Here is a 17,470-nt window from a genome sequence, read left to right as displayed (position 1 = left end):
GCCGTTCGGAAACGCTGGGTGTTGGCGCTCCACGCCGCGTTAAGCAATCCGCGGGAGCTTTACGGGCCAGCCCGACCTGATACACTTCACCCCAACCGAGGTCCAGATTAATGGCCTGATGAGCACAGCGGTTTGCGGCATTCCGCTCGTGTACCAGGTCCTGGAGAGAAACGTTGACGCCTGAGAAATCAGGCCCTGATGCGTCCGACGCAGCAGGGCTCCCCGATAAATCTGAAGACGAAATCGCCGATTCCGCTGCCTTTGATGGGCTTCTGCCGGACGACGGCGATCATCATCATCAAGCCCTTCATAGCAACGGCAAGGTCTGGGAACGCTCGTTAAGCCGGACGGCGACTACGCCGACGGGCGGTCAGTCGACGGCTTGGGGAACTGAGCCCAACGATGATGCGCCATTCTCACTGGGAGCGAGACCGCCCGGGAGCGAGCAGATTTACGGCGCGCTTGATCTTGGCACCAACAATTGCCGCCTGCTTCTGGCGCGGCCGTCGCGCCGCGGTTTCCGAGTCGTCGATGCCTTCTCGCGCATCATCCGTCTCGGAGAAGGCGTCAGCCAAACGGGCTACCTCTCCGAACTCGCGATGAATCGCACGATGGACGCGCTCAAAATCTGCGCCGGCAAATTGCAGCGCCACAACGTCAAGAGGACGCGTCTCGTCGCGACGCAAGCGTGCCGCGTCGCCAGCAATGGCCCCGCGTTCGTCGCCAACGTCAAAAACAGATTCGATCTCGACATCGAGATTCTGACGCCCGAGATCGAGGCGCATCTCGCGGTCGCAGGCTGCGCGACGCTCATCGATCCGAACACCGATTACGTTCTCGTATTCGACATCGGCGGCGGCTCGTCCGAGATCATCTGGCTCGACATGACGCGACTTGGAGGCCGACAGGACGTTCTGACCGGGCGCTCTGACGTCGACGACGCCATCGTCGCCTGGGAATCGCTGCCGGTCGGTGTCGTGACGCTGGCCGAACGCTTCGGCGGCCGAGATGTGACGAAGGAAAGCTTCGCCGCCATGGTCGATGCCGTGACGAAGCTTCTTCTGCCGTTCGAAGCCAAGCATAACTTTCGCGAGCGCACAGCCGGAAAGCCCGTGCATTTCCTCGGAACGTCCGGCACGGTCACGACGATCGCGGGCGTCATGCTCGGGCTGGACCGCTATGATCGAAAGCGCGTTGACGGCATCTGGCTTGGTTCCGGCGAAATCGACGACGTCACGTCGGAGCTGCTCTCGCAGACCTACGACGAACGCGTGAATCAGCCGTGCATCGGTCGCGAAAGAGCTGATCTCGTGCTCGCCGGTTGCGCCATTCTCGATGCCATTCTGAAGCTTTGGCCAGCCGACCGGCTACGCGTCGCGGACCGTGGCTTGCGCGAAGGCATTTTGATGCGCCTGATGATGGAAGATGGAGTCTGGCGGGCGGGACGTCGCCGCCGCGGACGTGGAAAGCGCGCGAAGGGTGCTCAAAAATCGTGACGAGTAAAGGAAACAATGGCGGTGCTGGCGGCAAGAAGACGGGCGGCGGTCGTTCGAGCTTGAGCGGCGGCCAACGGCAGCTCCGCACCACTGTCAAAACCGCGCGTAAGCGCTCGGTCTCATCGGCGCGCTGGCTTGAGCGCCAATTGAACGACCCATACGTCGCGGCATCGAAGCGGGAAGGATTGCGGTCGCGCGCGGCATTCAAGCTGCGCGAGATGGATGCCCGCTATCATTTCCTGAAATCGGGCCAACGCATCATCGACCTCGGCGCGGCGCCCGGCGGCTGGTCGCAGGAAGCGGCCGAGCGCGTGAAGGCGACGGACGGCAAGGGGCAGGTCGTCGCCATCGATTATCTGGCGTTCGAGCCGATCCCCGGCGTCGACATCATCGAAATGGATTTCACCGATCCCGGCGCCGAGGACCTGCTGAAATCGCGTCTTCGCGACGGCCGTGCCGATGTCGTGCTCTCGGACATGGCAGCCCCGACCGTCGGCCACGCCAAGACCGATCACATACGCATCATGGGCCTCGCGGAAACGGCGGCGGCCTTCGCGGCCGACGTACTGGAGCCGGGCGGCGTCTTTCTGTGCAAGGTGCTCCAGGGGGGCACCGAGCGCGATCTGCTCGACATGCTGAAACGCGATTTCAGGACGGTGCGCCACGTTAAGCCGCCGGCGAGCCGTGCCGAAAGCTCGGAACTCTACGTGCTGGCGACGGGATTTCGCGGCAAAGGGGAGCGGATTGAGGTGCCGGAGGCAGAATGAGGCTCTCGGGCTTCTGGTCCTGGGCGGACGAGCGCTGGGCTGCCTCCCTTTACGCCGAAGGCAGGAAAAACGCTTAACGCGCCTGCCGACGGCCTCGACTCGGAAGCAAATCCAATGGGGGCTATGAACCCCGTGGCGCGTGTTTGGCAGGTTTCCGCGACATCGCGATGACGAACGGCACCTATTTTATGGCCTGTTTGAAATGGTTACGGTCATCCCCATTTGACGCGGTACGGGACGCTTCCAAGGACGGAACCTTGGTGCTATAGACCCCGCGACAATGTTCCGCCCCAGGGGGCCAGAACGTGTCGCCCCCCAAAATCTGGAGAAGTCGGCATGACTTCGAGCCTATCGGCGCTCGATTCGGCGATCGCACTTACCTTTGATGACGTTTTGCTGGTGCCGGGGCCGTCCGACGTTATGCCGGGGCAGACGGATGTCTCGGCTCAGCTCACCAAAGGCATAAGGCTGAATATCCCGCTTCTGTCGTCCGCGATGGATACGGTCACCGAGGCGCGGCTCGCCATCGCGATGGCCCAAGAGGGCGGTATCGGCGTTCTCCATCGTAACCTGACGATCGACGAGCAGGCTCGCCACGTCGCCCAGGTCAAACGCTACGAGAGCGGCATCGTTCTCGATCCCGTGACCATCGCGCCCCGAAAGTCGCTGCGCGAAGCCCTGCAGCTAATGTCCGAAAAGGGCGTCACCGGCGTTCCGGTCGTCGAGGGCGGTAAGGAAGCTCCGGACGGCAGCGCCGGGAAGGGTAAGCTCGTCGGCATTCTGACGAACCGCGACGTGCGGTTTGCAACGAATCTCGACCAGCCCGTCGCCGAACTGATGACCAGGGATAATCTGGTAACGGTAAAGCGCAATGTTTCGCCGAGCGACGCCAAGAAGCTCCTGCACCAGAACCGCATCGAGAAGCTGATCGTCGTCGACGACAATGGCAACTGCATCGGCCTCATCACCGTCAAGGACATCGAGAAGGCCGCGAAGCATCCCAACGCTTCGAAAGATGCCCAAGGCCGCCTCCGTGTCGCCGCCGCGACGACAGTCGGCGAAGACGGTTTCGAGCGCACCGAGCGCCTCATTAGCGCGGGCTGCGACGTCATCGTCGTCGACACCGCGCACGGCCATTCCGCCAAGGTGATCGCCGCCGTCGACCGCATCAAGCGGCAGTCGAATAGCGTTCAGGTCATGGCTGGCAACGTCGCGACGGCGGATGCCACGAAAGCCCTGATCGACGCTGGCGCCGACGCCGTGAAGGTCGGCATCGGTCCGGGCTCGATTTGCACGACTCGCATCGTGGCTGGCGTCGGCGTTCCTCAGCTCACTGCTGTGATGGAATGTGCCAGGGAAGCCGCGCGCCACGGCGTGCCGGTTATTGCCGACGGCGGCATCCGCTTTTCCGGCGATATCGCCAAGGCCATCGCAGCGGGCGCGTCCTGCGTGATGATCGGCTCGCTGCTGGCGGGAACCGATGAAGCCCCGGGCGAGACCTACCTTTACCAAGGGCGGACCTACAAGTCGTATCGCGGCATGGGCTCGGTCGGTGCTATGGCGCGCGGCTCGGCCGATCGCTATTTCCAGGCTGAGGTCCGCGATACGCTGAAGCTCGTGCCCGAAGGCATCGAAGGCCAAGTCCCTTACAAGGGACCGATGGAAGCCGTCGTTCACCAGCTTGTCGGCGGCCTTCGTGCCGGCATGGGCTACCTTGGAGCCAAGACCATTCCCGAGCTTCAGAAGCGCGCCAAGTTCGTTCGCGTTTCTCCTGCCGGTATCCAAGAAAGCCACGCCCACGGCGTCATGATCACGCGCGAAAGTCCGAACTATCCGGGCGTTGGCCGGTAGTCTAATGAGACTGCACAGTTTGCGCCAAGCCGCGAGGGCCACGTCATGACGGTCACTGATTTTCTGTTGCCGGTTTTCGTCGAGGTCTTTCTGATTTTCGTACTCATGGCGTTTATGGGAGTGCATCGCTCGCGCAGCCTGACGAGCGGCGAAATCAAGCTCGAAGACGTCGCCCTCGACAACACGAACTATCCGGCGCGCGCCAAGCAGTTCGCCAACAGCTTCAACAATCAGTTTGAGCTGCCCATGCTGTTCTTCGTGCTGATCGGCTTCATCCTGATCACGCGCGTCGGCGATATTTTGCTGCTCATCCTGGTATGGATCTTTGTCGTCTCCCGGCTCCTCCATGCTTACGTCCACACCACGAGCAATAACGTCGACTGGCGTTTCCGCGCGTACGCTCTTGGCTGCGTCGCGCTTTTCACCATGTGGGCGGTCTTCGCCTTTAAAATTCTTACCGCCGCCTGAGATGTCCCCCGAATGAAAACTGGTGCCCGCATCTCTGCGGCAATCGAAGTGTTGGAAGCGATCATCAGTCGCTACCAACCCGTCTCCATCGCCTTGACCGACTGGGGCAAGGCGCACCGGTTTGCCGGTTCCGGCGATCGCAACGCCATTGGCGGTCTCGTCTATGATGCCATGCGCCGGAAAGCGTCGATCGCGTGGGCGCTCGGCGAAGACACGCCGCGCGCGCTCGCCGTTGGAGCCGCGTCGTCGGCGCTAGGGCTGACGCCGGAAGGCGTCATCGCCGCCTGCGATGGCTCCGAGCATTGCCCGTCGCCTCTCTCGGAAGCCGAGCAGGCCGGTCTCACACGATCGCTTGATGAAGCCCCGGCCCACGTCCAGGCCGATATCCCTGAATGGCTCTGGCCGTCGTTTTCGAGCCAGTTCGGCACGGATGCAGCCGCCGAGGGCCAGGCGTTGGCGCGCCGCGCGCCAGCCGATCTCCGCGTCAACACGCTGAAGTCGAGCCAAGAAAAAGTCTTGAAGGCCCTTGCGAGCTTCGGTGCCGAACCCTGCGCACTTTCTCCGATCGGCATTCGCGTGCCTCCGCCCGTCGGCGCGCAACGGACGCCGAATCTCCAGGCCGAAGCCGCCTTTCAAGCGGGCTGGTTCGAAATCCAGGACGAGGGTTCGCAAGTCGCTGCGCTACTGTCCGGAGCGGGTCCGCGAAAGCAGGTGCTTGATCTCTGCGCCGGGGCGGGCGGCAAGACGCTAGCGCTCGCGGCGTTGATGCAGAACACCGGACAGATTTACGCCTACGACGCCGACCGCAATCAGCTGAAGCCGATCTTCGACCGCATCAAGCGAGCGGGTGTCCGCAACGTTCAGGTGCTGCGCGCGGGCGACGAAGCGGCGGTCGATGCTCTCGGCCCGCGCTTCGATGCCGTTCTGGCGGATGCGCCATGCACCGGAACCGGAACCTGGCGCCGCCGCCCCGATGCCAAATGGCGGATCAAGCCCGAAGCGCTGACCGCTCGGATGGCCGAGCAGAAGGTCGTGTTGAAGCGGGCGGCGAGCCTCGTCAAACCCGGCGGCCAGTTGGTGTACGTGACTTGCTCTCTTCTGCCCGACGAGAACACCGGCCAAATCGCACGTTTTCTTGAGGAAAACGCCGAATTCCACTCCGTTCCGACCGCCGAGGTCTGGAGGGCGGCCTTTGGCAGCGAACCTCCGCCGTCGGCTGATGGGCGGGAGGATTCCCTTTTGCTGACGCCGCATCGGCACGGCACCGACGGATTCTTCATCGCCGTTCTAGGCCGTAAGGCATAGCCGAAGTTTCTGTGGATTGATTTTCTCGGACACACGCGCATCGCGACGGCGCGTCGTTGTTCGAATTCGTCAGTGCGCGAACTCTTGTCTGGATTTTCCGCCCACTCGTTACGCACAGACACAAAATGTGAGCAGGGCCCCCGGGACAAATGCCCACTTTTCACCGTTGACATCGCGAGGCGCGAAACTATTTCATCGGACGTTTGCCGTTGGCTCGCGGCGGATCGAGGGACGGGTGACAAAGATTGCTTTTCGCGGTCGCGCCCGCCCACGCTCGTGAGGCCAATTGAGGTCAATGGATGAGCGCTAGGCCCCACTCGTTCCTATCTCCGAAATGCGAAGTTCATCCGGCGCCGGACCGCGGCGGTCACACCGTCGTGGCGCGAGAAGCGATCGCCAAAGGCGAGCTGATCGTGGTCTGGAGCGGAACGCTCGTATCCGGTGATGAACTGAACGAGATGCCGTCGACCGTGAAGCGCTATTCGCTTCAGGTCGAGGAAAGCCAATACCTCGTCTCGCTCTCCGACTGCGAGCCCCCCGATTACGTCAACCACTGCTGCGACCCGAACTCCGGCCTTTCCGGCCAGATTACGCTCGTCGCGATGCGCGATATCTCGTCCGGCGAAGAGATCACCTACGACTACGCCACGAGCGATGGCTCGCCCTACGACGAGTTCGCGTGCTCTTGCGGGTCGCCGCACTGTCGTGGCCAGGTTTCAGGCCAGGACTGGATGCGGACGGATCTCTGGCGGCGGTATGCGGGGTATTTCTCGCCCTATCTCCAGCGCCGCATCCTGGCGATGCAGGCGCTAAACTCGTTGGCGGCGAGGCGCCGGAAGACGGCACGGAAGGCCGCTTCCGAGCAGACGATGGTGCCTGGAGAGTAGTCTTGCGCTATCTGACACCGCCGAGTTTCACGTCGACATGAGCGTCGAACGTTCGGTAGTCGCATGTGATCTCTTCCCCGGCCAGAATGTCGCGCGTGGCGATGTCATAACCTTCGATCTCCCCGGGCTCGTGGACGCCCTCAGTGTTGGGGATGTCTGCGTGGTTCATGAAGCGGGCGTTGTCGGCACAGAGCACGAACTTGCCGCTCGCCTCGTGCAGATAGACATGGTCGAGAAGGTTCGCGCGAGCAACCTCGGGCAGGCTTTCGATCTCGTCCTCCGTGAGCAGCCGGTCGAAATCACCCATGAACCGCCACGTTTCAGTGCCCTTGGGGATGTCCTCCGCCGCGAAAAGCCCAATTCCCGCGATATCGCTCACTCCGAGCCGGGTCTTCACCATGAGCATGAAATAAATATCCCTCTGACCCGAGTATCTGCGACTTCGCCACGCCCATTGCGTTTCGTCGTAAAGAGAAGGCGCTGATCCCTCTCTAGTCGGTCGGATCAAAATTGGGAGCCTCGAAGTTGAGAAATTTTCCGTCGTTCATCGTTTTCGCCGCATTGGTCTCTCTAGCGGCAGCGAGCGCTTCGTCGTTCATGCCGGGCGAGTGGTACGCAGCTTTGAACAAGCCATCATGGACGCCGCCGAACTGGGTATTCCCCGTCGCCTGGACGATCCTCTACGCGATGATCGCCGTCGCTGGATGGCAGGTTTGGAAAGCCGGGAAATGGACGCCGGCACTTGCAATCTGGGTCATCGGTCTCGCCCTCAATGCGCTGTGGTCCTATCTGATGTTCGGACGCCACGATATCGCGCTTGCCCTCGTCGACATCTCAGCCCTCTGGCTTGCGATCGTAGCCTTTGTCGTCACCGCTCGGCCACTCGACAAAAAAGCGAGTTACCTCTTCATTCCTTACTTGGCGTGGGTGTCCTTCGCAGCCGCCCTCAATTTTGCCGTTTGGCAGTTGAATTGAAACGCTTTTCGAGAGTCTCCGCGTCCTCCGGGGGGCGGCTATGCGCTGTCGCAGGGGCAGCGTCGAGGCGAGGCGTTGCAGCCGTCGTCGTCTTCGCGTAGGGGAAGGCCCTGAACAAAGGGTCTCCCGAACTTTGACCGACGCCATCCTCATCATCGATTTTGGAAGTCAGGTGACGCAGCTCATCGCACGACGCGTGCGGGAGGCGGGCGTCTATTCCGAAATCCACCCGTTTCAGAACGCCGCCCAGGCGTTCGAGAAGCTGAAACCCAAAGCCGTAATTCTGTCGGGCGGACCGGCGTCCGTCACCGAGGATTTGTCGCCCCGGGCGCCTGACGCGGTCTTCGCCGCCGGCGTGCCAGTGCTCGGCATTTGCTATGGCCAGCAGACCATGGCCGAGCAACTCGGCGGCAAGGTCGAAAGCGGCCACGACCGCGAATTCGGCCGCGCCTTCCTGTCCATCGCGACCGAGAGCCCACTGTTCGAGGGCGTTTGGTCACCGGGCGAGCGCTATCAGGTCTGGATGAGTCACGGTGACCGCGTCACGCGCCTGCCCGAAGGCTTTGAAATCATCGGCACCAGCGAGAACGCGCCCTTCGCCGTCGTCGCCGACGAGAAGCGACATTTCTATGGCGTGCAGTTCCACCCCGAGGTGGTGCACACGCCGGATGGCGCCAAGCTGATCGCCAATTTCGTCCACAACATTGCCGGGCTGAAATCCGACTGGACGATGTCCGCGTATCGCCGCGAGATGATCGCCAAGATCAAAAAGCAGGTTGGCAAGGGCCGCGTGATTTGCGGATTGTCGGGCGGTGTCGACAGCACCGTCGCGGCTGTGTTGATCCACGAGGCAATCGGCGAGCAGCTGACATGCGTGTTCGTCGATCACGGCCTGATGCGGCTTGGCGAGGCGGACGAAGTCGTCGGCCTGTTCCGCGATCACTACAACATTCCGCTTGTCCACGTCGATGCGTCCGAGCAGTTCCTGACGGCGCTGGCGGGGGTGTCCGATCCCGAGACCAAGCGCAAGACCATCGGCAAGCATTTCATCGACGTCTTCGAGGCGGAAGCCAAGAAGATCGGCGGCGCCGAGTTTTTGGCGCAGGGCACGCTTTACCCGGACGTGATCGAAAGCGTGTCGTTCACCGGCGGCCCTTCGGTGACGATCAAATCGCATCACAACGTCGGCGGTTTGCCCGAACGCATGAACATGAAGCTCGTCGAGCCGTTGCGTGAACTTTTCAAAGACGAGGTCCGGGCGCTGGGCCGAGAGCTTGGTTTGCCGGAAGCCTTCGTCGGCCGCCATCCGTTTCCGGGGCCAGGTCTTGCAATCCGCATTCCCGGCGAGATCACGCGTGAGAAACTCGACATCCTGCGCCGCGCCGACGCCGTCTATCTCGACGAGATCCGCCGTGCCGGTCTTTACGACGCCATCTGGCAGGCTTTCGCCGTTCTGCTTCCCGTGCGTACAGTAGGCGTTATGGGCGACGGCCGCACCTACGACCATGTCCTCGGACTTCGCGCCGTGACTTCCGTCGACGGCATGACCGCCGACTTCTACCATTTCGACATGGCGTTTCTCGGCCGCGTCGCGACGCGCATCATCAACGAAGTGCGCGGCGTCAACCGCGTCGTCTACGATGTAACGTCGAAGCCCCCCGGCACCATCGAGTGGGAATGAGCGAAGGCCGTTTTCAATAATCTGATTATGCGCCCGTCGTCTGCGCCGCTAATTGCAAGATCACAAAAATATAGTTGACCAGGAAACTAGATCGGATATAGTTTCCGTGTCAACTAGAGGGCGTGATGACATCCAATCCCAGAATCTCGGATTTGACCGATCATCTTGGCTTCTGGCTGCGCACCGTATCCAACCATGTCTCGCAATCGTTTGCCGCTAAGCTCGCCGATCGTAATATCACCGTCGCGGAGTGGGTCGTGATGCGCTCGCTCTACGGCAATGAACCGATGGCGCCGAGCCGTCTTGCGGCGGACATCGGCATGACCCGTGGCGCGATCACCAAACTCGCGGATCGCCTGATCGCCAAGTCACTCATCATTCGCAGATCGAGCGAAGAGGATGGCCGTGCTCAGACACTCGGACTGACGAAACGAGGAGTAGAATTGGTTCCGCAACTGGCGGTCCTGGCCGACGGGAACGATGCTGAATTCTTCGGCACGCTGTCGGCCGGTGAGAGAAGAACCTTGGAAAAACTTCTGAGGCGTTTGGCCGAGCAGGGTGACATGCGCACGATGCCGATCGATTGACCCGAACTAAGAACGCAAAGAGAGAACGATATGGACGCTCATAAAAAAGCGCTCGCCGAGGCATGCCTCCGCGGAGCCGAGACAAATACGATGACGTTTCCGGAGATCGTCGGCGCCTTGATGAATGGCGGGTTCGAAAGTTACGCGGTCGACCTTCGTCGCGCGACCGCGACGTACTATGTGCCGGACGGCGAAAGCGTCGAAATTTCAGCCCACTTGGTCGACACCGCAATCGCGCCAAACTTCGATGCCGCCGGAATCCAATCGGCCATCAGGGAAGCCCAGCAGTTGGCGCCGGGCTACACGTACAAAGGCTTCTGCAAAAAAGTCGCTGCCGCTGGCTGTGCGGGATATCTCGTCTCGTTTTCCGGCAGACGGGCTCTCTACATCGGCCGCACCGCCGAAACGCACGTGGAGCAGTTTCCCAATTAGCGAGCGCCCGTGCTGCCAATATGCCCGTCGATCCAACTGCTGATGATGCCGACGACCTTGTCCTCAATGCCGTAATAGCCATGTGGGCTCAGCGAGCCGCAGGCTTTCTTCGAACGATCGATGCCGCCGCTGACCTCGACGACACGCGCTTCCGGCGCGTGGATCATGGCGGCGGCAATTTTGGGGGCCGCATCGGGCGGCGCCACGTCGCAGCGGTCATCACGGTTTGCGACGATAAGAGCAGGGACGCGGATATCCGCCAGTCCAGCGTCGTACACCGTCTCATGGCTGCCGCCGAGCACGGATACCGATTCTGTCAGGATCACACCCGCCAGCGATCCGGGCCCCGCGTGTGCCGCGCCGTTCGCCGCCGCTATGGAGCCTTGGCTGGTGCCGAGCAGGAAAACCGGAACCGAATATTGCGCGTGCGCATAAGCGATCAGATCGCCGATGATCTTCGCGTAGTCAGGAGAGCTGCGCGCGCCCCTTAAACTCTCGCGATCAATCCAATCGGGGATCACGACCGCATACCCCTTCGCGACCCACAAATCGCGCGTGCGGATAACGAAGTTATGGCCATGGCGAATGTCGCCGTCGCGTGCCAATCCGACATCACCCGTGCCACCGGGCAGCATGACGATGGTCGCGCGTGGAGAGGCAGGCGCGACGTACAGGACTCGTTGATGCTGGCCCGAACTGAGCGGCAATTCGACGATGCGTTCCGCCGCCTTCTCCCCAGACGAACTCTCAGCCCGCACGACCGAGGAGGCGGATAGCGCAAGAAGTGCAGCGAAGACGCCAATTCGAATTGAAGCCTTGAACGTCATCGGCGATGACCCTGGTAAGCTCAAACACGCAGCACGAATTGCCGGGACCTTCGACTTTATGCAACTCTCAGCTGAACAGGGGCTGCATGAATTACGAACGCCGCCAGCCAGATCGATTTTCCGATGGAGCACCGATGAGTCGAGACCGCTCGGACAAGGATAACGCTTCGCCGCGCACCCGGCGAATGCGCACCACGGCGGTCGCGCTTTTGGTCCTTGCCGGGTGCGTGAACTATTTCGACCGCGCCGCCGTTGCGGTCGGCAATCCGGAGATCCGCGCCGAACTCGGTCTCTCTTTCAGCGAGATGGGACTGTTGCTGTCGGCGTTTGCCTGGAGCTACGGCCTCGCGCAAATTCCCGCCGGCGTTCTGGTCGATCGTTACGGAGCCCGCCGGACGCTGGGCGTCGGCATGGTGCTGTGGTCGTTCGCACAACTCGCGGGCGGCGCTGTTCACTCACTTCACCAGTTCTTGGGCGCACGCATCGCCCTGGGCCTGGGCGAGTCTCCGATGTACATCGGCGGCACGCGCGTCTGCGCCGATTGGTTTCCGCTGAAAAAGCGCGCGCTGCCGATCGCGATCTTCAATTCGTCGTCAGCGCTTGCTCCGGCTCTCGCGCCACCCATCCTAACGATGCTGATGCTGGCGCACGGCTGGCGCGTGATGTTTATTATCGCGGGACTCGCGGGGTTCGTCGTCGCGGCCCTTTGGGCGATCTACTATCGCGCCCCGCGCGACGCGGATATTCCAGCGGCCGACATCGAAGAGATCCACCGCGACGACGGCGCGGCGATTGAGCATGTCGGCTGGAGCCAAGTCCTTTGGCTTCTGCGCTTCCCGACGACCTGGGGCATGTTTCTCGGCTTCTTCGGCGTCGTGTACGTCTCGTGGCTCTACGCGACGTGGTTGCCGGGATATCTCGAAATTGCGCGACACCAGTCGATTGCGAACGCAGGAATCTGGTCGGCAGTCCCGCTCGCGGCCGGCTTTTTCGGCGCGGTTGCGGGCGGCGTGATCTCGGACCGACTGGGGCGCGCGGGCGGGATGGACGCCGCGGCGACGTGCCGGCTGCCCGTCATCGCCGGGTTGGTGGTTGCCGGAATTTCCACAATTGCCGCCGTCTACGTCGCGGATTTGTCAGCCGCGCTCGCCCTCATGTCGCTCGGACTGTTCGCGGCGAATGTTTCGTCGAGCTGCGGTTGGGCGCTCGCCGCCGTCATCGCGCCGGTGAATACGGTCGCAACGCTCGAAGCAATTCAAAACGTCGGCGGTTCCATAGGCGGTTCACTCGCGCCGCTTGTAAGCGGTATCCTTCTTGACCGATCGGGCTCGTTCGTTCCGGCGTTCGTCCTCGCGGGCGGCATCTCCATTGCCTGCGCGGCAATCTACGGGACAATGACGCTGCGAAAGATTTCGGTGCCCATTGGAGCGGACATCGCCGCGACGACGGCGACGCCGGCATGACCGCCGCCGTCGCCGCGCCGCCATCTTATTTCGTCGTATAGCCGCCGTTGATCATGATCGTCTGACCGGTAATCCACCATCCGTCCGAGACCAGAAAACGGATAAACGGCGTGATGTCCTCGATGTCCGTCAGGCCGGTTTTGGAGAAGGACGACAACGCCGCCGCGGTCTTGTGATAGGCGACGGCGTCCGCTCCCTCAGCCGCATAAAAGAACGGCGTATCCATCGGCCCGGAACCGACGGCCGTGACCGAGATACCGCGCGCTCCAAATTCCTTCGAGGCCGCGCGCGTGAAATGCTCAACCGGCGCGTTGCGGGCTTGCAAGGAGCGCCCTTTCAAACACCATTCGCGAAGCCGCGCGGTGTGGGCCTGTCGGCGCCCGTCGTAAATTTCCTGTGGAGTATGTTCAATCTCGTCGTCGGCGCACTGTTGCTGTCGGCCCATCCGGTCGAGATCGGAGTGACGTTGAGCTTTGCGACATTGATCGCCGGAGCGCTGGCAATCGGAACGTATCTCGCATTGCACTTTGGCCGCGTGCGTGGAGGCGACTGATCGGTGCGCCGTCCAACATTAGCACCGATCGGCGAAAATCTCGGCAACTTCGGCGCCCGACGCATCTTTTGAAAGCGCGTAGAAGTCGGCGTCTTTATCGAGCGCGTTTTCGAGTTCGCGCTGAAACGTCATGCGATCAAGCTCGATCGTGCCGAACTGGCGCAGGTGATCGGTTACGAACTGCGTATCGAGGAGCGTGAACCCCCCGCGTATCAGTCTCGCCGCGAGATGCACCAGAGCGATCTTCGACGCATCGCGTTCCGTCGAGAACATGCTCTCGCCGAAGAAGGCGCTCTTAAGCGCGACGCCATAGAGGCCGCCGACCATTTTGTCGCCGTTCCAAACTTCGACCGTGTGGCAAGACCCGATCTCGAACAGTTCGCGGTAGAGCGTGCGGATCCGGCTGTTGATCCACGTCGACATTCGCCCCGCGCGCGGTGCCGCGCACCCGTCGATGACGCCGTCATAATCGCTATCGACTTTCACGATGAAGGGCGTCGTCCGCACGGTGCGCAGGAGGCGCCTGGGAATATGCAGGCCGTCGAGCGGCAGCACGCCGCGCTGTTGCGGCTCGATCCAGTACAGCGCCGGGTCGTCGGCGCTCTCGGCCATCGGAAAAATGCCGCAGCTATAGGCTTTCAGGAGGACCTGAGGCGTGATTTCGAACATCGGGTCGTCGCGCGACGCCATGCTGCCACTTGCCAAGCGAATTCTCGGACGCGCGCGGAACATGTCGCGCAGCGGCAAAGCCTACTTCATCCCCAAATATTTTTCGAGCCAATGAATATCATAGACGCCGTTGACGATATCCGGCTCTCGAACCAGATCCTGGAACAACGGGATCGTCGTTTCAATCCCGTCGATCACGAACTCCGCGAGGGCGCGGCGCAAACGCATCAAGGCGTCGTTGCGCGTCTTGCCGGTCACGATCAGCTTTCCGATCAGACTGTCGTAGTAGGGCGGGATCCGGTAGCCCTGGTAAACGCCGCTGTCGACGCGGACGCCGAGGCCGCCGGGCGGGTGCCAATAGGTGATCTGGCCGGGCGAAGGCCGGAAATCCTTCGGATTCTCGGCATTGATCCGGCACTCGATGGCATGCCCCTTAAGTTCAATGTCGTCCTGGGTGAAGCTCAGCGGCAGGCCGGCTGCGATGCGGATCTGCTCCAGCACGAGGTCGGTGCCGGTGACCATCTCGGTAACCGGATGTTCGACCTGCAACCGGGTGTTCATCTCGATGAAATAGAAGTTGCCGTCCTCGAACAGGAACTCGACGGTGCCGGCGCCGCGATATTTGAGCTTGCGCATGGCATCCGCGACGGTCGCACCGATCTTCTCGCGCTGAGCCGCGTTGAGGGCAGGTGAGGGGCTTTCCTCCATCACCTTCTGGTGCCGCCGCTGCAGCGAGCAGTCGCGCTCGCCGAGATGAACGGCATTGCCCTTGCCGTCGCCGAACACCTGGATCTCGATATGGCGCGGCTTCTGAAGATACTTCTCGATGTAGACGGAATCATCGTTGAAGGCGGCTTTCGCCTCAGAGCGCGCCGTCGACAGCGCCATGCCGAGATCGGCCGCCGAAGTCGCGACTTTCATGCCGCGCCCGCCGCCGCCGGCCGCCGCCTTGATGAGCACGGGAAAGCCCATCTCCTTGGCGACCTTCATCGCCTCGGTCTCGCTTGTCACTGCGCCTGCGGAGCCGGGCACGACCGGAATGCCGAGCTTCTTCGCCGTTTCCTTCGCCGCGATCTTGTCGCCCATGATCCGGATGTGTTCGGAAGTCGGGCCGATAAACGTAATTTTGTGCTCTTCGAGAATTTCCGCGAAGCGCGCATTTTCGGAGAGGAAGCCGTAGCCCGGATGGACGGCGTCGGCGCCGGTGATCTCGCATGCCGTAACGAGTGCGGGAACGTTGAGATAGCTATCCCGTGCGGCCGGCGGTCCGATGCACACGCTTTCGTCTGCGAGCCGGACGTGCATGGCGTCGGCATCGGCGGTTGAGTGGACGGCGACCGTTGCGATCCCGAGTTCGCGGCAAGCGCGCTGGACACGCAGCGCGATCTCTCCTCGGTTGGCAATCAGGATTTTATCGAACATTTGAACTCCGGGCGCTCTCGCCGTCATCTGCGGCGCGCGCTTTATTCTATGATGATCAGCGGCTCGCCATATTCGACCGGCTGAGCGTTCTCGATGAGGATCGCCTTGACGGTCCCCGAGCGCGGCGCGGGAATTTGGTTCATCGTCTTCATCGCTTCGATGATCAGAACCGTGTCGCCTTGATTGACCTTGCTTCCGACTTCGCAGAACGACGGCGCGCCGGGCTCCGGCGAGCGATAGGCTGTGCCGACCATGGGTGACTTGACGGCGCCCGGGTGCTTCGAAAGATCGCCCGGTGCAGACCCTCCCGGCTTTCCGTCGCTTGGCGTCGAAGCTGCGTTCGGAACCGGCGCCGCAAGGTAGGCCTGCGGCGCAGCGGCCGTGATCGAGATCTTCTTCGCGACGCGGATCTTGAGACCGCTCTTTTCGATCTCGATCTCCGTCAGGCCCGTGTCGTTCAAAAGCTCGGCGAGCTCGCGAATCATCTGACCTTCGGCGCTTCCCATTTTCGGCCCTTGGTCTTTTGCAGTCATCAGTACCGTGTCCTCGATATTTTGTTGGCGTGCGTCTTATAGCCTAAGCTTTGGGTGTGACGTCACGCTTTGCTTGCGGGTTTGTTCAAGATGTCCGCCATCGCCTCGATGGCCAGTTCGTAACCCTTCGCGCCGAGGCCGCAGATCACGCCCGTCGCCGCGAGGGAAATGTAAGAGTGCTGACGAAACTCGTCGCGCCGGAAGATGTTCGAGAGATGAACCTCGACCACCGGCAGGCTGACGGCCTGCAGCGCGTCCAGAATAGCGACCGACGTGTGCGTATAGCCGCCGGCATTGATGATGATGCCCTTGGCCTTGCCACGGGCTTCCTGCACCCAGTTGACGATTTCGCCCTCGACATTCGATTGCCGGAAGTCGATCGCCAGCCCGTTCCGCGTGGCCGCTTTTTCCGTGCGCACGCGAAGATCGTCAAGCGTCTCCGTGCCGTAGACTTCGGGCTCACGGACGCCGAGCATATTGAGATTGGGGCCGTTGAGAACGTAAACGAGGGAGGTCATGTGTGTGGGGGCCGCTAGCGCGCCGGGCCGAAGCCCGAGCCGATTTCGAAGCTCCTGGGTCTATCAGCTTTCGTCGAATGCGCAAAGTGCGCGGCGGCCGCCGCGCACCACTGTGTGTCATTGATGCTAAGCATCTGAAAATAAATATTATTTCTAAGCTTCCATCAGCACATCGAACAGCCGGTCTTACGGTAACCGGTCACGAGCGCCTCAAGCTGGTCGTGAAGGTCATCCGGAGCGCCCGGAATGGCCTTGTCGCCAACCAGAAAGTGCGGCGTTCCGTTCACACCGAGCTGCTTGGCGAGGGCCAAGTCGTTCTGCAACTCGGTCTTGACCGAGTCGCCCGCCATGTCGGTTTTGATCTTATCCATGTCGAGGCCAAGAGATTCGGCGACCTTCAAGGCTGATGCCTCATTGGCTTGCCCCTTGGAGCCGAGCATGGCCTGATGGAACTCCCAGTATTTGCCCTGTCGCTTCGCCGCGAGCGCAACCCGCGCCGCTTCCTCCGAACCTTTCGCCAGGATCGGAAGCTCCTTGAAGACGAAGCGCACTTTCTTGTCGTCGTTGATCAGCTTCTGCACTTCCGGAAGGCCGCGCTTGCAGTAGCCGCAGTTGTAATCGAAGAACTCGACGACCGTCACGTCACCTTGCGGATCGCCTGCAACGGCAGCATCGGCCGAGCGATAGATCGTCTTCGCATTGCTTGCCATGAACGCTTTGAGCTTAGTGTCCTGCTCTTTCTGCGATTTTTCATCGAGCGCGTTCTGCACCTCGAACATGATCTCAGGATTTTTGATCAGATAGTCTTTGATAATATCGCCGAGGGCCTTTTTCTGCTCGTCGGTAAATGCGGTGCCGCCGGCGGTTGGGGCGACAGATTCGGCGCGCGCCGAGCCATTGCCGAACTGCGCGGCTGCAAGCGCAATGACGGCAAGGAGCGCCAATCCGAGCGCCAGACCGGAAAGCTTTTTGCTGGCGATCATCGCTCGAACGCGATTTCGGTATGCGGACTTGAGGATCATGGATGAGTTCTCGT

At 61.6% G+C, this 17,470-nt stretch carries 19 protein-coding genes and 1 pseudogene; 12 read left to right on the top strand and 8 right to left on the bottom strand.

The window, feature by feature from the left end; all coding sequences use genetic code 11:
* Window positions 1–173: 173 nt before the first annotated feature.
* The 6 genes from WC811_RS07935 (at window position 174) to WC811_RS07910 (ending at window position 6,774) form a co-directional block, all read left to right on the top strand.
* Window positions 174–1,496, top strand: coding sequence for a Ppx/GppA phosphatase family protein (locus WC811_RS07935; RefSeq protein ID WP_372642776.1), 1,323 nt, complete (start codon window positions 174–176; stop codon window positions 1,494–1,496).
* The gene (locus WC811_RS07930; RefSeq protein WP_372642773.1) at window positions 1,493–2,263 is read left to right on the top strand and encodes an RlmE family RNA methyltransferase; all 771 of its coding nucleotides are present in this window, start codon (window positions 1,493–1,495) and stop codon (window positions 2,261–2,263) included. The genes WC811_RS07935 and WC811_RS07930 overlap by 4 nt, the downstream gene beginning before the upstream one ends.
* A gap of 336 nt (window positions 2,264–2,599) precedes the next feature.
* Window positions 2,600–4,114 carry an IMP dehydrogenase gene (guaB, locus tag WC811_RS07925; RefSeq protein WP_372642771.1) on the top strand — a complete coding sequence of 505 codons (1,515 nt, stop codon included), beginning with the start codon at window positions 2,600–2,602 and terminating at the stop codon, window positions 4,112–4,114.
* A 45-nt stretch (window positions 4,115–4,159) separates the two neighbouring features.
* Window positions 4,160–4,582: an MAPEG family protein gene (locus WC811_RS07920; protein WP_372642768.1), complete on the top strand. Its 423-nt coding sequence runs from the start codon at window positions 4,160–4,162 to the stop codon at window positions 4,580–4,582.
* Window positions 4,583–4,594: 12 nt separating this feature from the next.
* Window positions 4,595–5,887 (top strand): RsmB/NOP family class I SAM-dependent RNA methyltransferase, encoded by a 1,293-nt coding sequence (locus tag WC811_RS07915; RefSeq protein WP_372642765.1) that lies wholly within the window; start codon window positions 4,595–4,597, stop codon window positions 5,885–5,887.
* A 299-nt stretch (window positions 5,888–6,186) separates the two neighbouring features.
* Window positions 6,187–6,774 carry an SET domain-containing protein gene (locus WC811_RS07910; protein ID WP_372642763.1) on the top strand — a complete coding sequence of 196 codons (588 nt, stop codon included), beginning with the start codon at window positions 6,187–6,189 and terminating at the stop codon, window positions 6,772–6,774.
* Between the two features lie 7 nt (window positions 6,775–6,781).
* On the opposite strand, the gene WC811_RS07905 is transcribed toward WC811_RS07910, so the two are convergent.
* A complete protein-coding gene (locus WC811_RS07905) occupies window positions 6,782–7,180 on the bottom strand; it encodes an SET domain-containing protein (protein WP_372642761.1) in 399 nt (132 codons plus the stop codon).
* Between the two features lie 119 nt (window positions 7,181–7,299).
* Here WC811_RS07905 and WC811_RS07900 point away from each other — a divergent pair, with 119 nt between their 5' ends.
* From WC811_RS07900 to WC811_RS07885, 4 genes are all read left to right on the top strand, one after another.
* On the top strand, window positions 7,300–7,749 hold the full coding sequence (locus tag WC811_RS07900; protein WP_372642758.1) for a TspO/MBR family protein: 450 nt from the start codon (window positions 7,300–7,302) through the stop codon (window positions 7,747–7,749).
* 133 nt (window positions 7,750–7,882) lie between these two features.
* Entirely contained in the window at window positions 7,883–9,430 is a 1,548-nt protein-coding gene (gene guaA, locus WC811_RS07895) for a glutamine-hydrolyzing GMP synthase (RefSeq protein WP_372642756.1), read from the top strand.
* Between the two features lie 125 nt (window positions 9,431–9,555).
* Window positions 9,556–10,017, top strand: coding sequence for a MarR family winged helix-turn-helix transcriptional regulator (locus tag WC811_RS07890; RefSeq protein WP_372642754.1), 462 nt, complete (start codon window positions 9,556–9,558; stop codon window positions 10,015–10,017).
* A 30-nt stretch (window positions 10,018–10,047) separates the two neighbouring features.
* Entirely contained in the window at window positions 10,048–10,449 is a 402-nt protein-coding gene (locus WC811_RS07885) for a DUF1398 domain-containing protein (RefSeq protein WP_372642751.1), read from the top strand.
* Here WC811_RS07885 and WC811_RS07880 read toward each other — a convergent pair.
* Complete coding sequence (locus WC811_RS07880) at window positions 10,446–11,276, bottom strand: alpha/beta hydrolase (RefSeq protein ID WP_372642749.1); 831 nt, start codon at window positions 11,274–11,276, stop codon at window positions 10,446–10,448. The two genes, WC811_RS07885 and WC811_RS07880, sit on opposite strands and share 4 nt — an antisense overlap.
* Before the next feature lie 134 nt (window positions 11,277–11,410).
* Here WC811_RS07880 and WC811_RS07875 point away from each other — a divergent pair, with 134 nt between their 5' ends.
* Window positions 11,411–12,739: an MFS transporter gene (locus tag WC811_RS07875; RefSeq protein ID WP_372642746.1), complete on the top strand. Its 1,329-nt coding sequence runs from the start codon at window positions 11,411–11,413 to the stop codon at window positions 12,737–12,739.
* A 25-nt stretch (window positions 12,740–12,764) separates the two neighbouring features.
* On the opposite strand, the pseudogene WC811_RS07870 reads toward WC811_RS07875, so the two are convergent.
* Window positions 12,765–13,049: pseudogene (locus tag WC811_RS07870) on the bottom strand (SDR family oxidoreductase); the annotation flags it as partial.
* 9 nt (window positions 13,050–13,058) lie between these two features.
* Between WC811_RS07870 and WC811_RS07865 the strand changes: the two are divergent.
* On the top strand, window positions 13,059–13,292 hold the full coding sequence (locus WC811_RS07865; protein ID WP_372642744.1) for a hypothetical protein: 234 nt from the start codon (window positions 13,059–13,061) through the stop codon (window positions 13,290–13,292).
* An 18-nt stretch (window positions 13,293–13,310) separates the two neighbouring features.
* Here the strand turns inward: WC811_RS07865 and aat are convergent, their stop codons facing one another.
* From aat to WC811_RS07840, 5 genes are all read right to left on the bottom strand, one after another.
* Complete coding sequence (gene aat, locus WC811_RS07860) at window positions 13,311–13,982, bottom strand: leucyl/phenylalanyl-tRNA--protein transferase (RefSeq protein WP_372642742.1); 672 nt, start codon at window positions 13,980–13,982, stop codon at window positions 13,311–13,313.
* Window positions 13,983–14,042: 60 nt separating this feature from the next.
* Window positions 14,043–15,383, bottom strand: coding sequence for an acetyl-CoA carboxylase biotin carboxylase subunit (accC, locus tag WC811_RS07855; RefSeq protein ID WP_372642740.1), 1,341 nt, complete (start codon window positions 15,381–15,383; stop codon window positions 14,043–14,045).
* A 41-nt stretch (window positions 15,384–15,424) separates the two neighbouring features.
* On the bottom strand, window positions 15,425–15,916 hold the full coding sequence (gene accB / locus WC811_RS07850) for an acetyl-CoA carboxylase biotin carboxyl carrier protein (RefSeq protein ID WP_372642737.1): 492 nt from the start codon (window positions 15,914–15,916) through the stop codon (window positions 15,425–15,427).
* Between the two features lie 62 nt (window positions 15,917–15,978).
* Complete coding sequence (aroQ, locus tag WC811_RS07845) at window positions 15,979–16,434, bottom strand: type II 3-dehydroquinate dehydratase (RefSeq protein ID WP_372642734.1); 456 nt, start codon at window positions 16,432–16,434, stop codon at window positions 15,979–15,981.
* Between the two features lie 164 nt (window positions 16,435–16,598).
* A complete protein-coding gene (locus WC811_RS07840) occupies window positions 16,599–17,456 on the bottom strand; it encodes a DsbA family protein (protein ID WP_372642731.1) in 858 nt (285 codons plus the stop codon).
* Between the last annotated feature and the right edge of the window lie 14 nt (window positions 17,457–17,470).

This window comes from Hyphomicrobium sp. (assembly GCF_041659645.1).
Taxonomy (GTDB): domain Bacteria; phylum Pseudomonadota; class Alphaproteobacteria; order Rhizobiales; family Hyphomicrobiaceae; genus Hyphomicrobium_B.
This window is presented reverse-complemented; position numbering and strand designations above follow the sequence as displayed.

Coding starts and splice junctions, on each gene's coding strand:
- WC811_RS07875 (WP_372642746.1), top strand. CDS start 11,411: ATGAGTCGAGACCGCTCGGACAAGGATAACGCTTCGCCGCGCACCCGG.
- guaB (WP_372642771.1), top strand. CDS start 2,600: ATGACTTCGAGCCTATCGGCGCTCGATTCGGCGATCGCACTTACCTTT.
- WC811_RS07905 (WP_372642761.1), bottom strand. CDS start 7,180: ATGCTCATGGTGAAGACCCGGCTCGGAGTGAGCGATATCGCGGGAATT.
- WC811_RS07910 (WP_372642763.1), top strand. CDS start 6,187: ATGAGCGCTAGGCCCCACTCGTTCCTATCTCCGAAATGCGAAGTTCAT.
- aroQ (WP_372642734.1), bottom strand. CDS start 16,434: ATGACCTCCCTCGTTTACGTTCTCAACGGCCCCAATCTCAATATGCTC.
- WC811_RS07885 (WP_372642751.1), top strand. CDS start 10,048: ATGGACGCTCATAAAAAAGCGCTCGCCGAGGCATGCCTCCGCGGAGCC.
- WC811_RS07840 (WP_372642731.1), bottom strand. CDS start 17,456: ATGATCCTCAAGTCCGCATACCGAAATCGCGTTCGAGCGATGATCGCC.
- accC (WP_372642740.1), bottom strand. CDS start 15,383: ATGTTCGATAAAATCCTGATTGCCAACCGAGGAGAGATCGCGCTGCGT.
- WC811_RS07890 (WP_372642754.1), top strand. CDS start 9,556: ATGACATCCAATCCCAGAATCTCGGATTTGACCGATCATCTTGGCTTC.
- WC811_RS07915 (WP_372642765.1), top strand. CDS start 4,595: ATGAAAACTGGTGCCCGCATCTCTGCGGCAATCGAAGTGTTGGAAGCG.
- WC811_RS07920 (WP_372642768.1), top strand. CDS start 4,160: ATGACGGTCACTGATTTTCTGTTGCCGGTTTTCGTCGAGGTCTTTCTG.
- accB (WP_372642737.1), bottom strand. CDS start 15,916: ATGACTGCAAAAGACCAAGGGCCGAAAATGGGAAGCGCCGAAGGTCAG.
- WC811_RS07880 (WP_372642749.1), bottom strand. CDS start 11,276: ATGACGTTCAAGGCTTCAATTCGAATTGGCGTCTTCGCTGCACTTCTT.
- aat (WP_372642742.1), bottom strand. CDS start 13,982: ATGGCGTCGCGCGACGACCCGATGTTCGAAATCACGCCTCAGGTCCTC.